Annotated in this window: 16 protein-coding genes and 2 pseudogenes; 7 read left to right on the forward strand and 11 right to left on the reverse strand. The window is 38.4% G+C overall.

Features of this window, described 5'->3' with window-relative positions; all coding sequences use genetic code 11:
* The first annotated feature begins 42 nt into the window (after window positions 1-42).
* From lptD to apaH, 6 genes are read left to right on the forward strand one after another with little or no spacing between them, the layout of a single operon-like run.
* Window positions 43-2,406 carry an LPS assembly protein LptD gene (gene lptD, locus DK857_RS09355; protein ID WP_109402037.1) on the forward strand — a complete coding sequence of 788 codons (2,364 nt, stop codon included), beginning with the start codon at window positions 43-45 and terminating at the stop codon, window positions 2,404-2,406.
* Window positions 2,407-2,456: 50 nt separating this feature from the next.
* Window positions 2,457-3,794, forward strand: coding sequence for a peptidylprolyl isomerase SurA (gene surA / locus DK857_RS09360; protein ID WP_109402038.1), 1,338 nt, complete (start codon window positions 2,457-2,459; stop codon window positions 3,792-3,794).
* The gene (pdxA, locus tag DK857_RS09365; RefSeq protein WP_109394090.1) at window positions 3,784-4,782 is read left to right on the forward strand and encodes a 4-hydroxythreonine-4-phosphate dehydrogenase PdxA; all 999 of its coding nucleotides are present in this window, start codon (window positions 3,784-3,786) and stop codon (window positions 4,780-4,782) included. The genes surA and pdxA overlap by 11 nt, the downstream gene beginning before the upstream one ends.
* Window positions 4,775-5,593, forward strand: coding sequence for a 16S rRNA (adenine(1518)-N(6)/adenine(1519)-N(6))-dimethyltransferase RsmA (gene rsmA / locus DK857_RS09370; protein WP_109394091.1), 819 nt, complete (start codon window positions 4,775-4,777; stop codon window positions 5,591-5,593). Before pdxA ends, rsmA begins: the two co-directional genes overlap by 8 nt.
* Window positions 5,594-5,618: 25 nt before the next feature.
* Window positions 5,619-5,996, forward strand: coding sequence for a Co2+/Mg2+ efflux protein ApaG (gene apaG / locus DK857_RS09375; RefSeq protein WP_006535978.1), 378 nt, complete (start codon window positions 5,619-5,621; stop codon window positions 5,994-5,996).
* A 2-nt stretch (window positions 5,997-5,998) separates the two neighbouring features.
* The gene (gene apaH / locus DK857_RS09380) at window positions 5,999-6,820 is read left to right on the forward strand and encodes a bis(5'-nucleosyl)-tetraphosphatase (symmetrical) ApaH (RefSeq protein WP_109394093.1); all 822 of its coding nucleotides are present in this window, start codon (window positions 5,999-6,001) and stop codon (window positions 6,818-6,820) included.
* A 442-nt stretch (window positions 6,821-7,262) separates the two neighbouring features.
* On the opposite strand, the gene folA is transcribed toward apaH, so the two are convergent.
* The gene (gene folA / locus DK857_RS09385; RefSeq protein WP_109402039.1) at window positions 7,263-7,748 is read right to left on the reverse strand and encodes a type 3 dihydrofolate reductase; all 486 of its coding nucleotides are present in this window, start codon (window positions 7,746-7,748) and stop codon (window positions 7,263-7,265) included.
* A gap of 174 nt (window positions 7,749-7,922) precedes the next feature.
* Here folA and DK857_RS09390 point away from each other — a divergent pair, with 174 nt between their 5' ends.
* Window positions 7,923-8,537, forward strand: a complete 615-nt coding sequence (locus DK857_RS09390) for a LysE family translocator (protein ID WP_109402040.1) — start codon at window positions 7,923-7,925, stop codon at window positions 8,535-8,537.
* A gap of 25 nt (window positions 8,538-8,562) precedes the next feature.
* Here DK857_RS09390 and DK857_RS09395 read toward each other — a convergent pair whose 3' ends face one another.
* From DK857_RS09395 to nudF, 10 genes and pseudogenes are all read right to left on the reverse strand, one after another.
* Window positions 8,563-9,621, reverse strand: a complete 1,059-nt coding sequence (locus tag DK857_RS09395; RefSeq protein WP_109402041.1) for a hypothetical protein — start codon at window positions 9,619-9,621, stop codon at window positions 8,563-8,565.
* Window positions 9,622-9,732: 111 nt separating this feature from the next.
* A pseudogene (pta, locus tag DK857_RS09400) lies at window positions 9,733-12,956 on the reverse strand (autotransporter Pta).
* Window positions 12,957-13,413: 457 nt separating this feature from the next.
* Window positions 13,414-14,835, reverse strand: a complete 1,422-nt coding sequence (gene ftsP, locus DK857_RS09405) for a cell division protein FtsP (protein WP_109402043.1) — start codon at window positions 14,833-14,835, stop codon at window positions 13,414-13,416.
* A gap of 238 nt (window positions 14,836-15,073) precedes the next feature.
* On the reverse strand, window positions 15,074-15,823 hold the full coding sequence (locus tag DK857_RS09410; RefSeq protein WP_098941966.1) for a 1-acylglycerol-3-phosphate O-acyltransferase: 750 nt from the start codon (window positions 15,821-15,823) through the stop codon (window positions 15,074-15,076).
* A gap of 64 nt (window positions 15,824-15,887) precedes the next feature.
* Window positions 15,888-16,613, reverse strand: a complete 726-nt coding sequence (locus DK857_RS19585) for a DNA gyrase C-terminal beta-propeller domain-containing protein (protein WP_375804071.1) — start codon at window positions 16,611-16,613, stop codon at window positions 15,888-15,890.
* Window positions 16,614-16,664: 51 nt separating this feature from the next.
* Window positions 16,665-18,845 (reverse strand): annotated as a pseudogene (gene parC, locus DK857_RS09415) (DNA topoisomerase IV subunit A); the annotation flags it as partial.
* Between the two features lie 32 nt (window positions 18,846-18,877).
* Window positions 18,878-20,773, reverse strand: a complete 1,896-nt coding sequence (gene parE, locus DK857_RS09420) for a DNA topoisomerase IV subunit B (protein ID WP_109402044.1) — start codon at window positions 20,771-20,773, stop codon at window positions 18,878-18,880.
* Between the two features lie 124 nt (window positions 20,774-20,897).
* Window positions 20,898-21,473, reverse strand: coding sequence for an esterase YqiA (yqiA, locus tag DK857_RS09425; RefSeq protein ID WP_109394101.1), 576 nt, complete (start codon window positions 21,471-21,473; stop codon window positions 20,898-20,900).
* 3 nt (window positions 21,474-21,476) lie between these two features.
* Window positions 21,477-22,316 (reverse strand): 3',5'-cyclic-AMP phosphodiesterase, encoded by an 840-nt coding sequence (gene cpdA / locus DK857_RS09430; RefSeq protein ID WP_109402045.1) that lies wholly within the window; start codon window positions 22,314-22,316, stop codon window positions 21,477-21,479.
* Window positions 22,317-22,542: 226 nt separating this feature from the next.
* Window positions 22,543-23,178, reverse strand: a complete 636-nt coding sequence (gene nudF, locus DK857_RS09435; RefSeq protein ID WP_109394103.1) for an ADP-ribose diphosphatase — start codon at window positions 23,176-23,178, stop codon at window positions 22,543-22,545.
* Window positions 23,179-23,376: the final 198 nt, after the last annotated feature.

Raw genomic sequence — 23,376 nt, forward strand, 5'->3', positions numbered from 1 at the left:
TATCAGCACGAAGCCACTGATGACGGAAGCACATAAATACTTATGAAAAAAAGTTATCCCACACTGCTGGCCACCCTAGTTTGGGCCACAATATACGGTCAGCCTGCTTATGCTGATCTTGCCTCCCAGTGTTTACTGGGAGTTCCTGTTTATAACAAACCATTAGTACAGGGCGATCCTAACAGCTTGCCTGTCACTATCACTGCAAATGATATGCAAGGTGAGTATCCTCGCATGGTCAAATATAAAGGTGATGTTGATATTAAACAGGGAAACCAAACCTTAAGTGCAGACAGTGTTGAACTGACACAAACTGAGGGAGAAACACCATTAAGAATGGTCACAGCAACGGGAAATGTGTCTTATGATGATCCTCAAATCATCTTAAAAGGCCCTCGTGCTTGGTCTAACCTTAATAATAAAGATACGGACATCGAGCAAGGTGATTACCAAATGGTTGGCCGTCAAGGCCGTGGTTACGCTAATAAAATGCAAATGCGTGGTGAAAATCGCTATACCATTATGGATAAAGGCATGTTCACGTCTTGTTTACCAGGAGATGATAGCTGGAGCGTTGTCGGCTCAGAAGTTATTTTAGACCGCGAAGAACAAGTCGCTGAAATCTGGAATGCACGTTTTCGTGTAGCCAATGTGCCTATCTTTTATAGCCCTTATCTTCAATTACCGATTGGTGATAAACGCCGTTCAGGTTTCTTAATTCCAAACGGAAGCTATTCTCGTAGTTCAGGCTTTGATTTCCAACTCCCTTACTATTGGAATATTGCCCCTAATTATGATGCGACCATCACCACCAACTATATTAGTCGTCGTGGTTTAAAATTAGATAATGAATTCCGTTATTTAACCACGCCAGGACGCGGCACCATCGCTGTAGATTGGATTAATCACGATAGCCAATACAATAAAGATAAAGACGAAAATAAAGCGGGCTATCTTCCTCGTGATACAGCAAATCGTTGGTTATTCTACTGGGGACACAGTGGTGTGATGAATAATGTGTGGCGATTTAATATCGACTACACAAAAGTAAGTGATAACAAATACTTCACTGATTTTACCTCTCAATATGGTAACACCACAGATGGTTATGCAACTCAGAAATTTAGTACGGGTTATGCACAACAGAACTGGAATGCCACATTAACCACTAAACAGTTCCAAGTCTTCTCTGATAATAAAGATGCAAAAGCTTATCGCGCAGAGCCACAGCTTGATCTCAATTATTACAAGAATGATATAGGGCCGTTTGATTTCCGTACTTACGCTCAATTTGCTCGCTTTACCAGCGTCGGAGATAATATTCCTGAAGCAAATCGTTTTCATATTGAGCCAACGATTTCACTCCCTGCATCTACAGGCTGGGCAAGCTTTAATAATGAATTGAAGTTAATGGCAACCCATTATGACCAAGATATTCCTGACGCGTATAAAAAAAATAACCCTAATAAATTAGATGACAGTGTTAATCGTGTATTACCACAGTTTAAATCTGATATGAAAGTGGTTTTTGAGCGTCAATACCAAACAAACGATATTACGCAAACTCTTGAGCCTCGAGTTCAATATCTTTATGTCCCTTATAAAGATCAGTCTAATATCAATAACTTTGACTCCGCTTTATTACAATCAAACTATGGCGGACTTTTCCGCGATAGAATGTATGGTGGCTTAGACCGCATTGCATCTGCAAACCAATTAACAACAGGTATCACTTCACGTTTTTATGATAGCGAATTAGTTGAACGTTTTAACGTTTCTGTGGGTCAAATCTACTTCTTTGAACGTCCGAAAACAGGTTCATCAAACGAAATCATCAATAGCAAAGATGAAACAGGTTCAATGGTATGGGCGGGTGATGCATATTGGCGGATCACTGATACCGTAGGTATGCGTGGTGGTTTACAATATGACCGTCGTTTAGGTAGCGTCTCAATGGGCGATGCTGTTATGGAATATCGCGCAGATAGCGATCATCTTCTACAGTTAAGCTATCGTTATGTTGATCGTGACTATATCCAAGCAACGCGTGTTCGCCCTTACGATGGTAGTATTAATAAACTTCCTGAATACCAAAAAGGTATTTCACAAGTTGGTGTCGTAGGAAGTTGGCCATTAGCAGAGCGTTGGGGACTTGTAGGTGCTTATTACTTTGATACCAAAGAATCAGAGCCTGTTAGCCAAATGGTTGGTCTGCAATACAACACCTGTTGCTGGGCTGTGAATGTGGGTTATGAACGAAAAATTGTTGGTTGGAAAGTTGACCACAGCGATATTGATAATAAATGGTCTGTCAATGTGGAACTCAGAGGCCTAAGTAACAATCATAGTTTGGGTAGCCAGAAAATGCTTGAACGCGGTATCTTACCTTATCAAAGAGCATTCTGATTTAATCAGACTACGGAATTGGCTGAATAAATATGTCACCCCGCAATTAGATGCGGAAAATACATAATGGGAAACTTATGAAAAATTGGAAAACGCTGTTTATCGGCTTAATGATCACGGTCGGCGCAGCTACCAGCTCAACAACATTTGCTGCACAAGAATTAAACCGTGTATCGGCTATCGTCAATAACGGTGTCGTTCTAGAAAGTGACGTCAACAGAATGCTACAGACGGTCAAAATGAACGCAAAAAATGCGGGTCAAGAGATGCCAGATGAGCAAGTTCTTCGCCAACAAATTCTAGAGCGTTTGGTCATGGATAACATCATTTTGCAAATGGCACAGCAAATGCAAATTGATATCCCTGATGCTGCAGTAGAATCTACAATTCAGGGCATTGCTGCTGAAAATAAAATTTCACTTGAACAACTGAAAAAACGCCTTGCAGCTGATGGTATTTCTTACAATGATTATCGCCAAGATATTCGTAAAGAGATGATGTTGGCAGAAGTTCGTAACAATGAAGTGCGTCGCCGTATTACTATTTTACCTCAAGAAGTTGATTCTCTTGCTAAGCAAATTGAAAGCCAAGCAAGCCAAAGTATTGATCTAAATCTGAGCCATATCTTAATTCCATTATCAGAAAATCCTGCGCCAGCAGAAATGGAAAAAGCAAAACAAGTCATTACTCGCATTATGAACCAGCTTAAAAATGGTGCAGATTTCGGTAAATTGGCCGCAACTTATTCTGCTGATCCACAAGCTTTAAATGGCGGTAACATGGGTTGGGCATCTATTGATGAATTACCCACTCTGTTTGCTAAAGAATTAACAAATGCACAAAAAGGCCAAATCGTAGGGCCTCTTCACTCTGGCGTTGGCTTACACATTATCAAAGTAAACGATGTTCGTGGTGGAACTAATACCCTTTCTGTTACAGAAGTTAAAAGCCGTCATATTCTGCTAAAAAGCTCACCAATCATGAATGATGAGCAAGCCTATGCCAAGTTACAGCAGATCTCTGCCGATATTCGCAGTGGTAAAATGACTTTTGCTGATGCAGCAAAAGAGTACTCTGAAGATCCAGGTTCAGCATTACGTGGCGGTGAGTTAGGATGGTCAATGCCAGATGTTTACGATCCGGCATTCCGTGATGCGTTAATGCGCTTAAATAAAAACGAATTAAGCCAACCTGTTCGTTCTAACTTTGGCTGGCATTTAATTGAATTAGAAGACACTCGTAGTGTTGATAAAACAGATGCCGCGAATAAAGAACAAGCATACCGTTTACTCTTCAACCGTAAATTTAATGAAGAAGTACAAAACTGGATACAAGAGCTACGAGTTGGGGCTTATGTAAAAATAATGAACGAGAATAATGCAAACTAAGCAAATAAAACCACTTGTTATCACCCCCGGCGAACCAGCCGGGGTTGGTCCTGACCTTATTATCTCATTAGCACAAATGAGTTGGGATTTACCTTGGGTTGTTTGTGCTGATCCTCAATTACTTAAAACAAGAGCAGAATTGTTAAACCTGCCTCTTTCATTAGTTGAATACGATCCTGCCACGCCTCCTCAAGCACACACACCAAGTCAAATTTGTGTACTCCCAATCGCACTCCACACTAATGTCATTCCAAGTACATTAGATAAGCGCAATGGGTTATACGTTGTGGAAACATTAGCTCGTGCTTGTGATGGCTGCCTAAATGGTGAATTTTCAGCACTTGTGACTGGGCCGGTTCATAAAGGTATTATCAATGATGCAGGTGTGCATTTTACAGGGCACACCGAGTTTTTTGCTGATCGTAGCCATTGTGAACGTGTTGTTATGATGCTGGCGACAGATACATTAAGAGTCGCCTTGGCAACCACACATTTACCACTACGAGATGTGGCGGATGCAATTACAGGTGAGCTTCTACATGAAATTATCACCATTTTAAATCACGATTTAAAAACTAAATTTGGTATAGCGGAACCTCAAATTTACGTTTGTGGCCTTAATCCTCATGCAGGAGAAAGTGGTCATATGGGACGTGAAGAAATTGATATTATTGAGCCTGCATTAACACAATTACGTCAGCAAGGTGTTCATCTTCATGGGCCTTACCCCGCTGATACCTTATTCCAACCTAAATATTTAACACATGCTGATGCGGTGCTTGCGATGTATCACGATCAGGGATTACCTGTGCTAAAATATGAAGGTTTCGGTCGCGCCGTGAATATAACTCTTGGCCTTCCTTTTATCCGTACTTCTGTTGATCATGGCACCGCCCTTGAGCTTGCAGGTACGAAAAGCGCAGATGCTGGCAGTTTTTGCACCGCATTAAATTTAGCCATTAATATGATACAAAATTGTAATGAATAATAGAGTCCATCAGGGGCACTTTGCCCGCAAACGCTTCGGGCAGAACTTTTTAACAGACAGCTATATTATTGAAAGTATTGTTGAATCCATTTATCCTCAACCCGGTGAAGCCATTGTTGAAATTGGACCTGGTTTAGGTGCAATTACAGAGCCAGTAGGCGCAAGAATGGATAAAATGACGGTTGTAGAAATTGACCGTGATTTAGCCGCTCGTTTAGAAGTTCATCCTACATTAAAAGACAAGCTGACCATTATTCAGCAAGATGCAATGACGATCGATTTTGCACAATTAGCAAAAGAGCGTCAGCAGCCTCTGCGTGTTTTTGGTAACTTGCCTTATAACATTTCTACACCACTTATGTTCCACTTATTCAGTTTTGCTGACGCAATTTCTGATATGACATTTATGTTGCAAAAAGAAGTGGTTAATCGACTTGTTGCTGGTCACGGTAGCAAAACTTATGGTCGCTTAAGTGTGATGGCGCAATATTATTGCCAAATCATCCCTGTACTTGAAGTTCCACCTACCTCATTTAAACCAGCACCTAAAGTTGATTCAGCGGTTGTTCGCTTGATCCCTTACAAAGAAAAACCATACCCAGTAGCGGATATTGCAATGCTTAGCCGTATTACCGCTCAAGCATTCAATCAACGCCGTAAAACACTACGTAATAGCTTAGGCGGATTACTCACAGCAGAAGATATGATAGCACTTGATATTGATCCAACTGCAAGAGCAGAAAATATTTCTGTTGAGCAATACTGCAAAGTGGCAAACTGGTTATCGCAAAAGCAAGACTCACAAGCATAAGATAAAGCCAGAGACAGGAGGCACTATGTTCACCTCATCAAAAGTGGCGATACAGGTACAAAGCGTTTACATTGAAAGCCAATCTTCCCCTGAAGATGAACGATATGTTTTTGCTTATACCATATCAATTCATAATTTGAATAAATGTGCAATTCGCCTCCTGCGCCGCTATTGGTTAATCACCAATGCACAAGGTAATACCACTGAGGTTCGAGGTGAAGGTGTTGTCGGCGAACAGCCGCTTATTGAGCCAGGCACACAGTACCGCTATACCAGTGGTGCCGTTCTTGAAACACCGATGGGAACAATGGAAGGCCATTATGAAATGATTGACACTGATGGCCGATTATTTCAAATAGAGATCCCCGTTTTCCGCCTTGCACTTCCAACATTGATAAACTAACTATGGCAACTTATTTAATTGGTGATATTCATGGCTGTTACCATGAACTACGTCATCTTCTTGATAAAGTCAGTTTCGATCCAACGCAAGACACATTATGGTTAACGGGTGATCTTGTTGCACGAGGCCCTGACTCACTCGAAGTACTACGCTTTGTAAAAAGCTTAGGTACTTCACTTAAACTCGTCTTGGGTAATCATGATCTTCATCTTTTAGGTGTATTTGCAAAAATTAGTCGCAATAAACCAAGAGATCAGCTGAATAACTTGCTCAATGCGCCAGATGCAGATGAATTAATTAATTGGTTAAGACGCCAACCTGTACTGCAAGTTGATGAAGACAAGAAAATTATTATGGCTCACGCAGGGATCACGCCACAATGGGATTTAGAAACAGCCAAAATGTGTGCTCGTGAAGTTGAAGCTATTTTAAGTAGTGATAGCTACCCTTTGTTTATTAACTCAATGTATGGCGATTTACCGAACAACTGGTCACCAGAGCTTTCAGGTCTAGCGCGATTACGCTTTAGCACTAATGCACTCACACGTATGCGTTACTGCTTTCCTAATGGTCAGCTTGATATGATATGCAAAGATAAACCACAAGAAGCCCCCGCACCATTAAAACCTTGGTTCGATTTACCGAGTCAATTACCTGAAGGTTATAGCATTATATTTGGGCATTGGGCCTCTCTTGAAGGGAAGGGCACTCCTGATAATGTTTATGCGTTAGATACAGGATGTTGTTGGGGTGGAAATCTCACTTGCTTACGTTGGGAAGACAAACAGTACTTCACTCAATCTAGTCTTTCTGCTCCCAAATAACTCACCTATTATCCCCCTTCCTATTTCAAGCGCAAAAATGGCTACATTGCCTTTTGCGCTATGTTGATTTTACCCCTCACATATTACCTAAATTACTCTTTTTTCTTCTAAAGAGAACGTTTTATACACAAAAACGAACACCTAAAAATATTTATAAATTTAATCATTAATAATCAATGTGTTATTTTTTTTTACAGCGAAATAAGTATAAAAAAACACGATATTGAGAATAAAAAATCTCTATATTGATTAATATCTCATATATTATTCTTATAAAATGAGTTTATTAAAATATAAATAATGGTTGGTTTAAAATAATGCTCTTTTTATAAAAAGAAATATTTAAGTAGAATAATAAATCTTCATTCTTATTATTTTTATATTAATAAAATAGGAATGATAAAAAGGGAGATATTTAATCTCCCTTTTTATTTAATTCTTGTTATTTTCTTCTTTTTAATATTTCGAAGCAGTAGTTATGTGAATTATTTTCATCTGCTTCATGGTATTCCATAAAGGTAGAATCCCACTCATCAGGCTCATAATCCGGGAATGTTGTATCACCGATAACTTCAGCATCGATGTGAGTGAGATAGAGTGTATTTGCCATAGGCAGAAATTGCTCATACACTTTACCACCACCTATCACCATGATTTCTTCATTATTTTCAGCCGCTTGCAAAGCTTCTTCTACAGATTTAACCCAAACAACATCGCTCTCTGTTCCTGGCTGGCTACTTAAAACAATATTAAGACGATTCGGTAAAGGACGTCCAATAGACTCATAAGTCACCCGGCCCATAATAACGGGTTTATTTAGCGTATTCTTTTTAAACCATGCGAGGTCACCCGGTAATGTCCAAGGCATTGCCTTTTCCATACCAATAATGCGATCCATCGCTAATGCTGCGATTAAACTAATATTCATTTACACACCTACGGGTAAAGATGGGAAAAAACTGTTCACACTATACGTAAAGCTAAAACCTGAGTCGATACAAATTATGCTTCCTTGATAATAAATAATTGCTTTATACTCGAAGTGTTAACTTAATCATATAAGATTCAATCATTATAATATTGTTATATACAAGGCGCTATTATGCTTGAAACTTCTTTAGTTGTTTTTACAATTGCTTTACTCGGTATGATTTCACCAGGCCCTGACTTTTTTCTCGTTGTAAAAAATGCAGCGCGTTATCAACGATCTGCGGCAATGATGACTGCAATGGGAATTGTGGCAGCATTACTTGTACATATGTCATATTGTGTTGCAGGTATTGCCGTTCTTATCACAACAACGCCTTGGCTCTTTTCCATTTTGAAATATGCAGGTGCTGTTTATTTGCTATGGATCGGTTTTCAGAGTTTGCTCTCAAAATCTAATCATTCGATTGATGAAGACTCAGATAAACATTCGCAGATCAGCTTTAAAAAAGCCTTTATGCAAGGTTTCCTCTGTAATTTACTTAATCCTAAAGCCACCTTGTTCTTTCTTGCCGTTTTCACACAGGTGTTAAGTGTTGATTCAAGTATTGGTGAAAAATTGTGGTATGCCTTTATTATTTGGGGCTTAGCCATAGTTTACTGGCCTTTATTGGTTTTATTAATTCAAAGTGCACCTGTCAGAAAAGTGCTTAATAAAGTCCAAAAAGTAATTGATAAAGTACTCGGTGTTGTACTGATTGGTTTAGGCATTAAAGTCGCATTGAGCTAACTGCATTCTTGGAGCAAAGCATCTATCAAGGTGCTTTATTTTCACTATTCTTATTATATTCATCAAAAAAGTCTATAACTTGCTCAAATCTAATTAAATATTGTTCTTTATCCATAAATAAATCATCCTTAATTTTATTTAAATAGTCCTCACAAAGATCATTAATTTTTGATTTACTATCAACAATATAATTAATAATTTTTTTACATTCATCTTTTTCTGGATAATCGGCTATATATTGTTGTATTGTATCATTCAAGTTTTTTACATAATTATCAGCAGTTCCATACTTATTAATATATTCTTTCACATCAATAAGTTCAAAATCATCAATACCTTTGAGAAAAAAATCAAGATCGATATTTCTATTTATCATATTCTCTATTATATTTTTAAATGCACTTTTTAATTCATCCGACCATTTAATGAGATAATTATTTTTCAAAAGAAAATCGGCTCTTTTTAACGCCTGATTAGATTCGAAGCTAGTTTTATTTCCACTAAAATAATCATCAATAATATTGAAAAAAATTTCTTTTTTAACTTTATTATTGGTTTCCATTATTAGAAAATTGAATAAATATAAAATATTTAATTGGCATGAAGAATTAGATATTAGCTTTAATAGATTAAAGTTATCCTTATTATTTTTTAAAAAACATGCTGTTTTTATAACTAACAACAAATCACCTTTAGTTTTAACGTATTGCTCAACAAACCAATTAAATGATACGGAGTTATCTCCCTTGTTATAATCAACAATGAACTCATGAAGTTGCTCTTTAGTAATTTTTATTTTATCAATATCCTTAACTTTTTTTTCACATATATCATCAGTTAAAAGTATATTGTGATTAAGTTTTCCAGCTATATTAATAGAACCTATTTTCTTTTTAACATTAAAAATAAACTTTATTTTTTCAATAATCTTATGTGTCAACCCTTTATTCTTACATGATAAAAATAAAGAAAAATGAGTATTCTCTATTTTATCCAGTCTATTTTTTATCATATCAAGATCAGAAGTTTCTTTATTATTAATATACATTTCGGATGATGAATTATTATTTAATTTTAAAATCATAAATACTCCTTAAGTTTAAAACAACTAAATTTATAAATGAAAATAATGACAATAAATACAAAAAAAAGCCCTTATCACTAAGGGCTTTAAATATCAAAAAACAAATAATATTTAGAAATTAATTTTCAGTGTTGCATTGATACCACTTGAGCTTACATCACTATTATATTGACCTTGGTAAGAAATACCGAAAGTCGTTGATTTGCTTAATTGCGCATCAACACCTAAGCCAACACCAAATAGATTATCCAGTTTGCCACCACGTAATGTTGCATCACCTGAATTTGATAAGAAGAGGCGTGATTCAGGACGGTTATCACCAAATAAATGACTTGCAGAAATATCGCCTTTTAAAGCCATATTAACGTTGCCAGCCATAAATGGATATCCACCACGTAAACCAATAGTACCGATTTGAATATCTTGTGAATCAGTCTTAGTGGTAAATTTCATATTACCGACATTTTCATTGATATCATCAGTTGATACACGCAACCAGCTAAATCCTGCATATGGCTCAATAGAGTACTGATTAGTATTAAATTGAGTATAAGCACCTTCTAAGAAAATTTGAGTAATTTTTGCATCATAACTTGTAGAGTTATAACCTGCATTTTGTCCTACCCAAAGTGTTCTTTTTGCATCTCTATCTTGGTTAGTATGTGTGAAACCATAGTTTAATGAAGCCACATCATACAGATTAGACACACCATAAGCACCAATATGAATATCGTTACTATCTATTTTACCGTGTTCATTACCTTTATATTTAGTTGAACCCGCACCAAAGAATAAACCAGCTTTGGTATTTTCGGTCACATCAATTTCTGCACCTAATAAGCCGACATAGAAATCAACATCCATATTACTATGGCCATAATCAGCACTACCCCATTGGCCAATACCTGTCATCCAAATGCGTGCATTGCTATTATCCAATTTAGCATAACGGCCTTGACCAATACCTATTGCTTGATCTTTCACAGTACGTGTTAAACCTAACACATTCACGACACTTGCATTGTTAGCATTAAGGTACATATCGCTACCCAATGAATTATAAGTCTTGCTCAAATCTCTTTCATTCATTGGTAATACTGCATTGAATAAATCGCCACGACCTGTGCTATCCAATGTATTCGCAATAGAGCGACCATTTTCATTATTAGCAAATGTGGCTAAAGACGTATTTTCTTTCTTACTTAATGTACCTGTAATTGTGTTGTCTTTTACAGAAACATTTTTATCGAATAATGCATAATCACTATTTGGATTGTTATTTGCTAACATTTTAGTTTTATTGCGGTTATCAACTAAATTGTCCGCATTAACTGTTCCTGTCGCGACACTATTATTAAGATAGATATCTTTTAATTGGCCTTCGTTATCGGCACCAACATCTAAACTAGCCCCTTTATTTAAGGCCATATCACCAACATTAACATCGTGTCCAACGGTAACTAAATACGTTCCTTTATCGTTGATATTGATATTGGCTTTATGACTCTCATTTGATGCTAATTGGCCTTGTTGTGTGAAAGTATCGTTATAGCGATCAATAACACTTAATTTACCACCGTTGACATTAACTGCTTCAGTGCCAAACGATTCGGTAAAGCCATATAACGTTCCTTGCTCGACTGTTGTACCACCACGATAAGTATTATCGCCAATCATAACCAATGTGCCTTCACCTTTCTTAACTAAAGCACCATCATACAAACCGGCGTCAATTTTAGCTTGAATAGCATCAGCACGTTTTTGGTAATACTCTTGACGCCATTTCTCAGCATCTTCTTTGCTAACAATATGGGAAGTTGGATCTGGGTTACCATCGTTAATAACAAAATCCGTTCCTAGATTATAATCACCACCTGCTACAATGCCCTTCTCTTGATAGTCTTTCAGCCATGCTAAATCTTCTTGTTCACGTAGATCTAACGCAGTTTGTGAAATATCATTTGTCCAGACATCAAGCGGTGCCATACTTAAGTTATATTCAAATTTACCTAAGAATTGACCCGGACCATACATCCCTTTATCTAAATCTGGCGTACCCCAACCATAACGCACATCTGGCGTACCTTCTGCTGCCGTCCAGCTATCATATAAAGAGCCATCTGGATTATGGTGATTGGCAGTTGTAAACATCACATCACGCACTTGCATCGCATTCATTGATTGATAGCGTGACATCAATACGCCCATCGCACCCGTAACGTGAGGTGCTGCCATTGATGTACCACTAAATGAAGCCCAATCCGCACTACCATCTTCATTAACAATAGAAGAATAAACGCCCCAACCTGGAGCAACAACAGTCCACCACTTCGCATTACCCGCTTCATTAAAGACTTTAACTAGCTCATAACCTGATTTATCTGCATTTTGTTTCAGACCAGCAACTGCAATCCAATGTTTTTCTGCTTCGGGATTAAAGTAAGGATAAAGAGGACGATAATAAGGCTGAGCAAAATCACGGTTACCCGTTGTAAAGACTTGAACAACATTAGTACCTTTTACTGCGTCATAAGCCGCATCAACAAAGGACGGCTTATCGCCATAGACTTTTTTAAAGTAGAAATATTCGTATTCAGTTTGTGCCGTGGTATCTACTGGCATATGAACAGTTGTCTTACCGCCATCAGGCCCCAATGTTTCATTTGTATTAATAATTCGAGGGTTTGTACCCCAGCTATTATTAATGACTTGCGCACCTGCATCGACCATGGCTTTCCAGCCAGTGTAGAAATAGGTGTAATCTTGGTAAGGGCCGTAGTTATTGCTGTCCGTTGCGCCTGTATTTCCTAAATAAACATCAGCTCCCCACGCTACCCCATGCATACCATTACCGTCACGGTTTGCACCTACAGTACCTGTAACGTGTGTTCCGTGTGTATCATTCACACCTTTGATCCAGCCTCCATCAACATCAAAGGCTTGGCCTTTTTCATAATGCCCACCCAATTCCTGAGGGTATCTCATACCAGTCGTGCCATATTGACCTTTGGCTTTTACTGCATGAAAACGTGCATCATTCAATTCTGGATGTGATAATAATGCACCAGAGTCCATTACACCGATTTTGGCGCCTTGCCCATGAAAACCAAGTGCATAAGCACTAGAGGCATTCATAGCAGCTAGCCCCCAGTCTTTTTGATACTCTTGGCTTTCCCAACTTTTTGCATCGCCTAATTGCCCAGCTTCTGAATATGCTACGGAATATCCAGAAAAAAGAAGTGCTGATGCAACAATGGAAAGCTGAAATATATTATTATTTATTTTATTTTTTTATTCATTTTTTGATGGTGACTTAAAGCTATTTCTTTGTTCATTCTGTACCTTCAGTTATATTAAAATTTAATAACATTAATTAAGGATCAAAAATAAAAGACGCAAAGATTCTCTAGTTTCTAGATAAATAATTACTTGAAGGGCATCTCAAAAATATGATTTCATGCCACAAAAATAGATAGATTGACTACGCAATCACAAATTAACAGATAGATTAAACAAAAATAGATCGCTTATTATTATATTACAAACAATAAAAATTAACCCATTCAAATATTAACCTCATTGATAATAATATTTAAATAAACTTAATAAAAAGAACTTAAATAAACAAACAAAAACATCAAATTGATTAACAATTTATTTTTGAGGATATTTTCTCTATTTAACTTTAGTCTAAAAAATATAATTCACATTATTTTAAGTACAAAAAAACAGTATCTTTATTTTAAAAATACTGTTTTTCTTTTAATTTGATTTAGTGCTACTACTTATTTTTTATTCAAAAGGAGTGATTTCCATTTGTCCTACCATGCCTTTATCTGCATTTTCTAATAACTGGCTATAATACAGGAAGGGGAAATGCGAATAAGAAGGCTGTTTTAATTCCACCAGCAATTCACTTTGGTTTTCGATCCAAACAGTATCTTTCCAACCAAAATCTGCTGGTGCAGGCTTCTGACCATTATGGTTAATCACTTTAAAACGGGCACCTTCAATATGGAATGGTTGTGGTGTTGATACGGTTACAAGCCAACGTTCCCACCCATTTTGCTTGCCTACTAAATCAATTCTTGAAAGCTCCCAACGCGCATTATTTATTCCCGGAGGGCTGTTATGCAGTTGGATGGTTCTAGGCTGAATAGAAGTAGTGATTTGAGTGTCATCTACTGCCAATTGTGCAGGTGCTTTATCTGTCACTAACGACATTAATCCGGTTGGTTTAATGGTTAATACATTGGCGTTACGTAGTAAATCTGAAGGTTCAAAAATACCACGGAGTCTATCCATAAAGCCGGCACTTTGCCCTGCGACAATTGTGACTTCACCGCCTTCAGACATATCAATCAATATTTCACGTCGCTCACCTGGAGCCATTGGAATTGATTTCAGCTCTACCGGAGATGTTAATAGCCCTTGATCGGAGGCGATAAGGTAAAGTGAGCGACCATCATTTGCGGTTAGTTCATAACGGCGAGCATTGGATGCATTAACTAAACGTAAGCGGATCCATCCTCTTGAGACTTCAATATAAGGATCTTCACGCCCATTGACTAACAATGTATCGCCATAAAAACCATCACTAGCGGCTTCTTTGTCATATTGTGGCGTACCAAAATTATCGATACGTTTATCTTGAATAATGATCGGAAAATCATTTACACCATAATGTTTTGGTAAAGGAAGAGATTTGCTCTCTTCATCTTCCACGATCCACATTCCCACCAATCCATTATAAACATGAGGTGCCATTTTAAAGGGAGTATTGGCGTGATACCAACATGTTGCTGCTTTCTGACGAATAGGCAATACCGGCGACCAATAAGCGCCGGGTGACATTAATCTTGCCGCACCACCGACTTGAGTTCCCGGAACTAATAAACCGCTCACCGTCATTGATACTGCTTCATTAAGACGGTTGCTATAAATGAGTTTTATATCATCGCCACTTTTGACTTTGATTGTCGGTCCCGGTGTTGAGCCATTGATCCCCCAAACTTCCGCTTTTTGAGTACCATTAAATGCCCAATGCACATTTTGCAAAGTCAGAAAAAGAGGCTGACCACGGCGAGATTCCAACAATGGCGGTATAGGTAATTGTTTATCATTGACTGATCCAGCACGAACAGAAGAAGATATTGAGCCCAGACATACCGCTAAGCCTGAAGCCTGAATAAACTGGCGACGACTAAATGACATACTTTCTCCGCAACAAAATACAAATATTCCTATCGCATAATCAAAAATGTAGAGACAGGAAAAAAGCTGCTGTGATTTAAAGACAAAAGGACTTAAATGAAATTACGGGAGCATAATAGCGCGGATGTGACATAAATCCTAAAAATAGTTGATAATCTAGTATGTTTTCATTAATTAAAAATGATATAAGCCTGAAAATCAGGCTTATATTGTTATGATCAAAGAAACCAAATAAGTATTAATTTAATTTACCGGGAAAATCACGCTGATTCATTTCTTCAACTTCTTTATCTAGCTCTTCGATTTTAGCTTTCATAATTTGACGACAATCTTCTGCTAATTCTCGAACTTGATCTTTGGTGTATTTTGATACATCAATTGGAGGCAACATTTCAACAATAACGTAGCCATTATTCCAGCGGTTTAGCTTAATTTTATTCTGAGTTGTAGAAACACAAACCGGAATAATAGGTACGCCTGCTTGGATGGCGGCATGGAATGCACCTGTTTTAAACGGTAAAAGGCCACGACCACGGCTACGAGTACCTTCAGGGAACATCCACACAGAAATCTTCTTCGATTTAATTTGATCAGCAACTTGTGAAATAGTGCCATGTGCTTTAGAGCGATTTGCTCTATCGATCAAAATATTACCGGTTATCCAATACAACTGACCAAAAAAAGGAATAAAAATTAAGCTTTTTTTACCCACTGTTACGGTATTAGGTTGTACTGCATTTGACATCGTCACCATATCAAAATTATTTTGATGGTTTCCGATATAAATACTTGGGCCATAGCTTTCCGCTTCTTTTGGAAAACGCTCAACGAGCTTGATACCAAAAACAGTAGATAACTTGCCGAATAAACGTCCATAAGTCATTACGTGTTTAGGATTTCTTGGTGAAAACATGCAATAAATCATTCCAAACGTCACCACAATAATGGTGTAAAGGATGACAATGATGCCTCGAATAATGGCTAACATAAGTTTTAGCGTCCTAAATAGAAGTGGGTCAACAGACCCACTAAATATCAATTAAGTATTAGATTTAATTGGTTTCAATATCAATATGATCGATAACTTGGGCACCACGAGGTAAAGAGGTTCCTCGGCGTCCACGTTTTGCTTTGAAGTTAACTAGCTCATTCATCGACATAGTCATTTTACGTTTACCAAAATGCAGTGTCACAGAGGCATTCTCAGGTAATACTCGTAACCAAGCGACGTTATCCTCACCACTTGCTGCTTGTGAAGCAGGAATAGAAACCATCTGATTTCCCTTCCCTTTTACCATCGTTGGTAATTCTGCCGCTTCAAAAATCAGCATTCTGCCACCTTTCGTAATGATCATAATGAGATCCGTGAGCTCATTATTCAAGCGTTGTGGCGGTAATGGTAATGCATTTTCAGGTAAAGTCAGTAGTGATTTTCCTGCTTTATTTTTAGAAGTTAAATCATCAACCTGACAAATAAAGCCATAACCAGCATCAGATGCCATTAAGATCTTATCAGTACTTTCGCCCATAACAACATGGCGTAATTGCGCACCTTTCTGAACTTTTAATCGTTCAGTTAGCGCATCGCCCTTGCTACGACCAGAAGGTAATGCATCAACATCAACGGTATAGCTTTGACCTGTTGTATCAATCAAGTGTACCGGTTGGTTACTCATGCCTTCAACGGCATCAAAATAATCATCACCGGATTTAAAGCCAACCGATTTAGCATCAATATTATGTCCTTTCTGGCAACGAATAAGCCCTTTTTCAGACATAATGACGGTAACAGCCTCTGGATGTAGATGTTTTAACGGAATAGGTTCATCGCCCGCATTACCACTAAAATAATTGAGTTCTTCTGCTTTAAGTACTTCTTGCTGACCATCAACAGTAAAAATTAATGCTTCATCTTTAGGTGCAAACAGCATTTGTTCAATCACATCACCTTGCTCTTTCCCCAAAGCAACAAGACGTGTACCACGTCCTTTTTTATTCATTTCATTTAGCTGTTCGGCTGAAATGGCTAAAATTCGTGTTTTATCAGTGATGATAATAAACCAGTGTTGCTCATTTTTCTTCTGAGGATCAACTAAGAGTGGTGCTAATAACTCTGTCTCTTCAGAAACAGTCAGCAACCCTTTACCTGTCTTATTCTTTGTTTCCATCTCATCGTAAGAGAGAACAGAGCCATAACCTTCTTTTGTCGCCAGTAAGTACTCTTGCCCAGCACTTCCCGCTAACATGTATTTCACGCTGGCATCAGGTGGGAAAGTTAACTTACCAGTTAATGGCTCGCCTTGGCTACGCCCTGAAGGCATATCATTTGGACTTAAGGTGTAACTACGTCCCGTAGAATCCAAGAATAGAACAGGCTGATTACTCATACCACGTACTGCGCTGTGATAACTATCTCCTGCACGATAACTCATACCACTCGGATCAATATCATGTCCTTTCGCATTGCGTACCCAACCCATTTCAGATAGAACAATGGTGACAGGCTCTGATGGCAACATATCTTGTTCATTAACTACTTTCGCCTCTTCTTGAGGACGGATCGGCGAACGACGATCATCACCAAATTCTTTTGCGTCAGCTTCAATCTCTTTTTTCAGTAAAGTATTTAAACGACGTGGTGAACTTAACAACTTCTCAATGCTATCGCGTTCTTTTTCAAGCTCATCACTTTCGCCTTTTAGTTTCATCTCTTCAAGTTTAGCTAAATGACGTAAACGTAACTCTAAAATAGCTTCTGCTTGAATATCGGATAACTCAAAGCGGCGCATTAATTCTGCTTTTGGCTCATCTTCATGACGAATAATTTCAATCACTTCATCAATATTGAGATAAGCAATTAATAAACCTTTGAGAATTTCTAAGCGACGTAAAACTTTTTCTAAACGGTGAGTTAAGCGGTTTGTGACTGTTTGGCGACGATAAACTAACCATTCGTTTAAAATAGTCAGTAATCCTTTTACTGCCGGGCGGTTATCTAACCCAATCATATTTAGGTTAACACGATAACTTTTCTCTAAGTCAGTATTCACAAACAAGTAGTACATTACTTGTTCTAAATCGACGCGATTACTACGAGGAACAATAACAAGTCTAGTTGGATTTTCATGATCAGATTCATCACGTAAATCTTCAACTAAAGGCAGTTTTTTGGCACGCATTAATGCAGCAATTTGCTCGAGTACTTTGGCGCCAGAAACTTGATGAGGTAATGCAGTGATCACCGCACATCCTTCTTCTTTCTGCCACACAGCCCTCATTCTAACGGAGCCACGCCCTGTTTTATAAATCTTTTTGATATCATCTTGAGCGGTAATAATTTCAGCTTCAGTCGGATAATCAGGGCCTTGAACATATTGCATCACGTCAGATAATCCCGCATCAGGATTATCTAAAAGCATCACTAAAGCTTGTCCTATTTCACGCGCATTGTGCGGTGGAATATCCGTTGCCATCCCAACAGCAATACCTGTTGTGCCATTAAGCACGATATTAGGTAAGCGTGCAGGTAACATTTTCGGCTCTTGCATCGTGCCGTCAAAGTTAGGGATCCAATCTACCGTACCATGTCCTAATTCACTCAATAATGTTTGTGAATATTTAGAAAGGCGTGATTCGGTATAACGCATCGCGGCGAAAGATTTAGGATCATCTGGCGCCCCCCAGTTACCTTGTCCATCAATTAATGGATAACGGTAAGAGAACGGCTGAGCCATAAGCACCATAGCTTCATAACAGGCACCATCACCATGCGGGTGATATTTACCTAGCACGTCACCAACTGTACGGGCTGACTTTTTAAATTTTGCGTTATTACTTAAACCAAGCTCTGACATCGCATAAACGATGCGACGTTGTACGGGTTTTAGCCCATCTCCAATAAAAGGTAATGCACGATCCATAATGACGTACATGGAGTAGTTGAGATAGGCATTCTCTGTAAATAAGTGGAGCGGTTGACGCTCTACACCATCATGAGTCAATTCACTCATTCAATTTTTTCCTCAGACTCTTGTGGTATCCATTACACTTCGATGTCAACTTCATCGCCTTTCTCTTGTAACCAATTTCGGCGATCTTCAGAGCGTTTCTTTGCTAACAACATATCCATCATACCTAGAGTTTCTTGATAATTTTCATCATCAATCACCAATTGCACTAAACGACGCGTATTAGGATCAAGCGTTGTTTCACGCAATTGAAGAGGGTTCATTTCACCCAATCCTTTAAAGCGCTGTACATTAGGCTTTCCTTTTTTACGACTTAGACGTTGTAAAATGGCATTTTTTTCTGATTCATCAAGGGCATAATGAACTTCTTTACCCAAATCAATACGGTAAAGTGGTGGCATCGCCATATAAACGTGCCCTTCCTTAACAAGAGCAGGAAAATGGCGCACAAATAAAGCACACAGTAAGGTTGCGATATGTAAACCATCTGAGTCAGCATCCGCAAGGATACAAATTTTACCGTAACGTAATTGGCTTAAATCATTGCTGTCAGGATCCATACCAATCGCTACTGAAATATCATGGACTTCTTGTGACGCTAGTACTTCATCTGAAGAGACTTCCCATGTATTTAAGATCTTACCGCGCAGAGGCATAATCGCTTGATATTCACGATCCCGAGCTTGTTTAGCAGAGCCTCCCGCAGAGTCCCCTTCAACTAAAAATAGTTCGGTGTAACGTAAATCTTGAGAAGTACAATCAGCCAATTTACCCGGTAATGCTGGCCCTGAAGTGAGTTTCTTTCGCACCACTTTTTTGGCGGCACGCATACGACGCTGAGCGCTACTAATTGCCATTTCAGCAAGCAATTCACCGACTTGAACATTCTGATTTAGCCATAAGCTAAAAGCATTTTTTACAGCATTTGCAACAAACCCACTGGTTTGTCTTGAGGAGAGTCGCTCTTTGGTTTGCCCTGCAAATTGAGGATCTTGCATTTTCACTGATAATACATAAGCACAACGCTCCCATGTATCATCAGCCGTTAACTTAAGGCCTCTTGGTAGTAAATTACGGAATTCACAAAATTCACGCATTGCATCTAACACGCCTTGGCGTAAACCATTTACATGAGTACCACCTTGAACCGTCGGAATTAAGTTAACATAGCTTTCAGTGAGTAGATCGCCACCTTCAGGCAGCCATAACATAGACCATTCAACGGCTTCATTATCACCTTCAAATTTACCAGTAAAAGGCTCTTCAGGAAGGCGAACAAATTCTGCAACAGCTTCACTTAAATAATCGGTTAAGCCATCAGCGTAGCACCAGTTTTCTTGAGTGTTATTTACTTTATCTACAAAAGAAACATTAACACCTGGGCACAGTACCGCTTTGGCTTTTAATACATGAGATAAGCTCTTAGAAGAAAAACGAGGAACATCAAAATAGGAGCCATCAGGCCAAAAATGTACACTCGTTCCTGTATCTCGTTTCGCACAGGTGCCAATTTCGTGTAACTCTTCAACTTTATCGCCATTTTCAAAGGCAATTTGGTAAATTTTACCATCACGACGAACAGTTACTTCAATACGCTTTGAGAGGGCGTTAACAACCGAGATCCCAACACCATGCAACCCGCCAGAAAATTGATAGTTTTTATTAGAGAATTTTCCTCCGGCGTGGAGGTGAGCAAGGATTAGCTCGATAGCAGAAACATTAAGTTCAGGGTGAATATCGACAGGCATTCCTCGCCCATTATCGATGACTTCGATAGATTGGTCTTCATATAAAATGACATCGACCTTCGATGCGTGTCCCGCAAGCGCCTCGTCCACGCTATTATCTATCACTTCCTGTGCCAAATGGTTCGGTCTTGTTGTATCTGTATACATCCCGGGACGGCGACGTACAGGCTCTAGACCATTAAGAACCTCAATATCCTTTGCGTTATAACTTGATTGAGTCATTGTTTTAATCTGCGGTTCGCTGTTAGAAAAATACTGTTTATAATAACAGGTGTTGGCGGCAATATGATATTAATTTTCGGCTAGATACATCAACCTACGTTTTACAGGTTAATCGACCGAAAGGCTAAATTATCTTTAAAAATTGAATAATTTTCGGAAAAAAACGTTCAAAACCCACAAAAGCATGGTTTCCATCCGATTCTATGGTTTGCCTACACGCGCCAAGATATGAGACAGCTTGACGATAATCAAGTATTTCATCTCCAGTTTGTTGAAGCAACCAAATAAGTTCCGGTGATGTGATTGTGGGAATACGCAAAGCAAGTAGCTCATCCATATGATAAGGTTCTAGCTTATATTTTTGATGTGTATAAGGATTTTCGTTCTCCCCCAAGAAGTCTTGCAAAAGATCGAACGGTCGTATTGCAGGATTAACAACAACAGCAGGTAAATTAAAACGTTGAGATAGCCAAATAGATAAATAGCCACCTAATGATGAGCCAATTAATCCTAGTTTGTCATCTGCGCTCTTTTTAACTAACGTTTCAATTAGCTGAGCGGCTTCTTGAGGATAAGGTGGTAATTGAGGAATTAATAATTCAATTTCAGGATGAGTTGCTTCAAGCCATTGGCGAAAAGCCTGTGCCTTTGCTGATTTCGGTGAGCTATTAAAGCCATGTAAGTAAAGAATACGAGGCATAACTTAATAGCCATCCGCATCAAGATCAGGACAAAATTCAGTGCCTGCTAAACGATAAACCTGTGTGTCAATTTTGCCCTTCTCATCAGATAAAAGTGACATTTCCAAATAGCGCCAGCCTGGAGAAACAGTATCTAATGTAAAATTTGTACAATGAGGGCGAAACTGAATGCACGTAGAAGGCGTCGCCAGCAAGCGAATACCATTCCACATTTCATCCATTTCTTGGTGAATATGGCCACAAAGCATCATTTTTACTTGAGAGTGATCTTTTAAACGCTCAGCCAACTCTTGAGAATTTCTTAAACTATGTTGATCTAACCATGTACACCCTGAAGGCATAGGATGATGATGCAACAAGATAATCGTATCCCTGTGTTTTTGACTTTCAAGACAGCGTGTTAGCCAATCTAACTGACAATCTGATAACTCACCATGAGGAACGCCTTGAATTTGGCTATCTAATAATAGCATCTGCCAATTATCACCAATCAACACTTGTTTAGCTGACAAAATTCCTGCCTGATTTAAAGCATCAATCATTGCGGGCTGATAGTCATGATTGCCCGGCAACCAAACACAAGGAGGTATCAACGTCGCGATGCCATCAGCAAAATGCTGATAAGCTTCAAAGGTTTGATCTTGAACTAAATCACCTGTCGCAACAATCAAGTCAACATCAAGACCCTGCTCTCTAATCGCATTTAATACCGCATGGTAGCTACGATAGGTATTAATGCCCAGCAGAGTATCTTCCACATTAGCAAAGAGGTGGGTGTCTGTGATTTGTAATATTCTTACGGTGTTTTTATGTTTCACCGATAATTCAAGCTGGCTTTCCAAAAGGTTTCCTTGTTTCACTCTCATTAGCCGTTATGTTAACGTATTTTCGTAGTAAAGATCTGCCAACCAATACACATTTCAAAAGATTAGTGAGAAATATTCTCGCTTTCAATCACGTTTTTTTCACTTCATTTTACAATTTAATTCATTTGATATCGTACACTTAGAGATAGTTACTCTACTTGATAATATTACTAAAAACATCCTTTGAAGATTGATTAGTGTATTAAATTACTGACCAACGCTCTCTTAGTGCAATATGATGAAGTTGTAACCATTGCAGAGCAATAACAGATGCCGCATTATCAATAACGCCTTCTTCAACCCAACGATAGGCTTGCTCTCGACTCACTACATGAACACGAATATCTTCGTTTTCACACGCTAATCCATGAATACCTTTTGCCGTTGTTGCATCAACTTCACCGACGTAAACATGCATTCTTTCACTCGTACCACCGGGGCTTGAAAGATAACTCACAACAGGTTCACATCGTCCAACAACAACACCCGCTTCTTCTTGGGCTTCACGTCTAACAACATCTTCAGGGCTTTCTCCTTGTTCGACCATGCCCGCAACTACTTCAAGCAACCAAGGTGTCTCGCTGGTTTCATACGCAGGAATACGTATTTGCTCAATTAACACCACTTCATCACGTTTGGGATCATAAGCGAGCAAAACACCTGCATTGCCTCGTTCAAAAACCTCACGTTTAACTTCTTCACTCCATCCACCTTCAAAAAGGCGATGTTTAAAGCGATACTCGGTCATGCGAAAAAAGCCTTTATATAAATCTCTCTGATTGAGCAATTTCACATCTTCACGACCGTATAAAAATGGTGTATTTTCCCTTTTCTTCATACAATGTTCCTTAAGTTACATTTAAGAGTCTTTTTATTGCTTACGTTTAATACAGATTTAAAGAAATTTGCCAACAATTCATGTAAAGTTAATCTAAAATAAAAGGATATGGCACAAATGGCTACCCCTACTTAGGGAAACAATCTGCTAGAATTATCCCCAATCAAGATTAACAGAGGCAACTCAGCGAAACTGTTG

It is taken from the genome of Proteus terrae (assembly GCF_003144325.1).
GTDB classification, from domain to species: Bacteria; Pseudomonadota; Gammaproteobacteria; order Enterobacterales; family Enterobacteriaceae; genus Proteus; species Proteus terrae.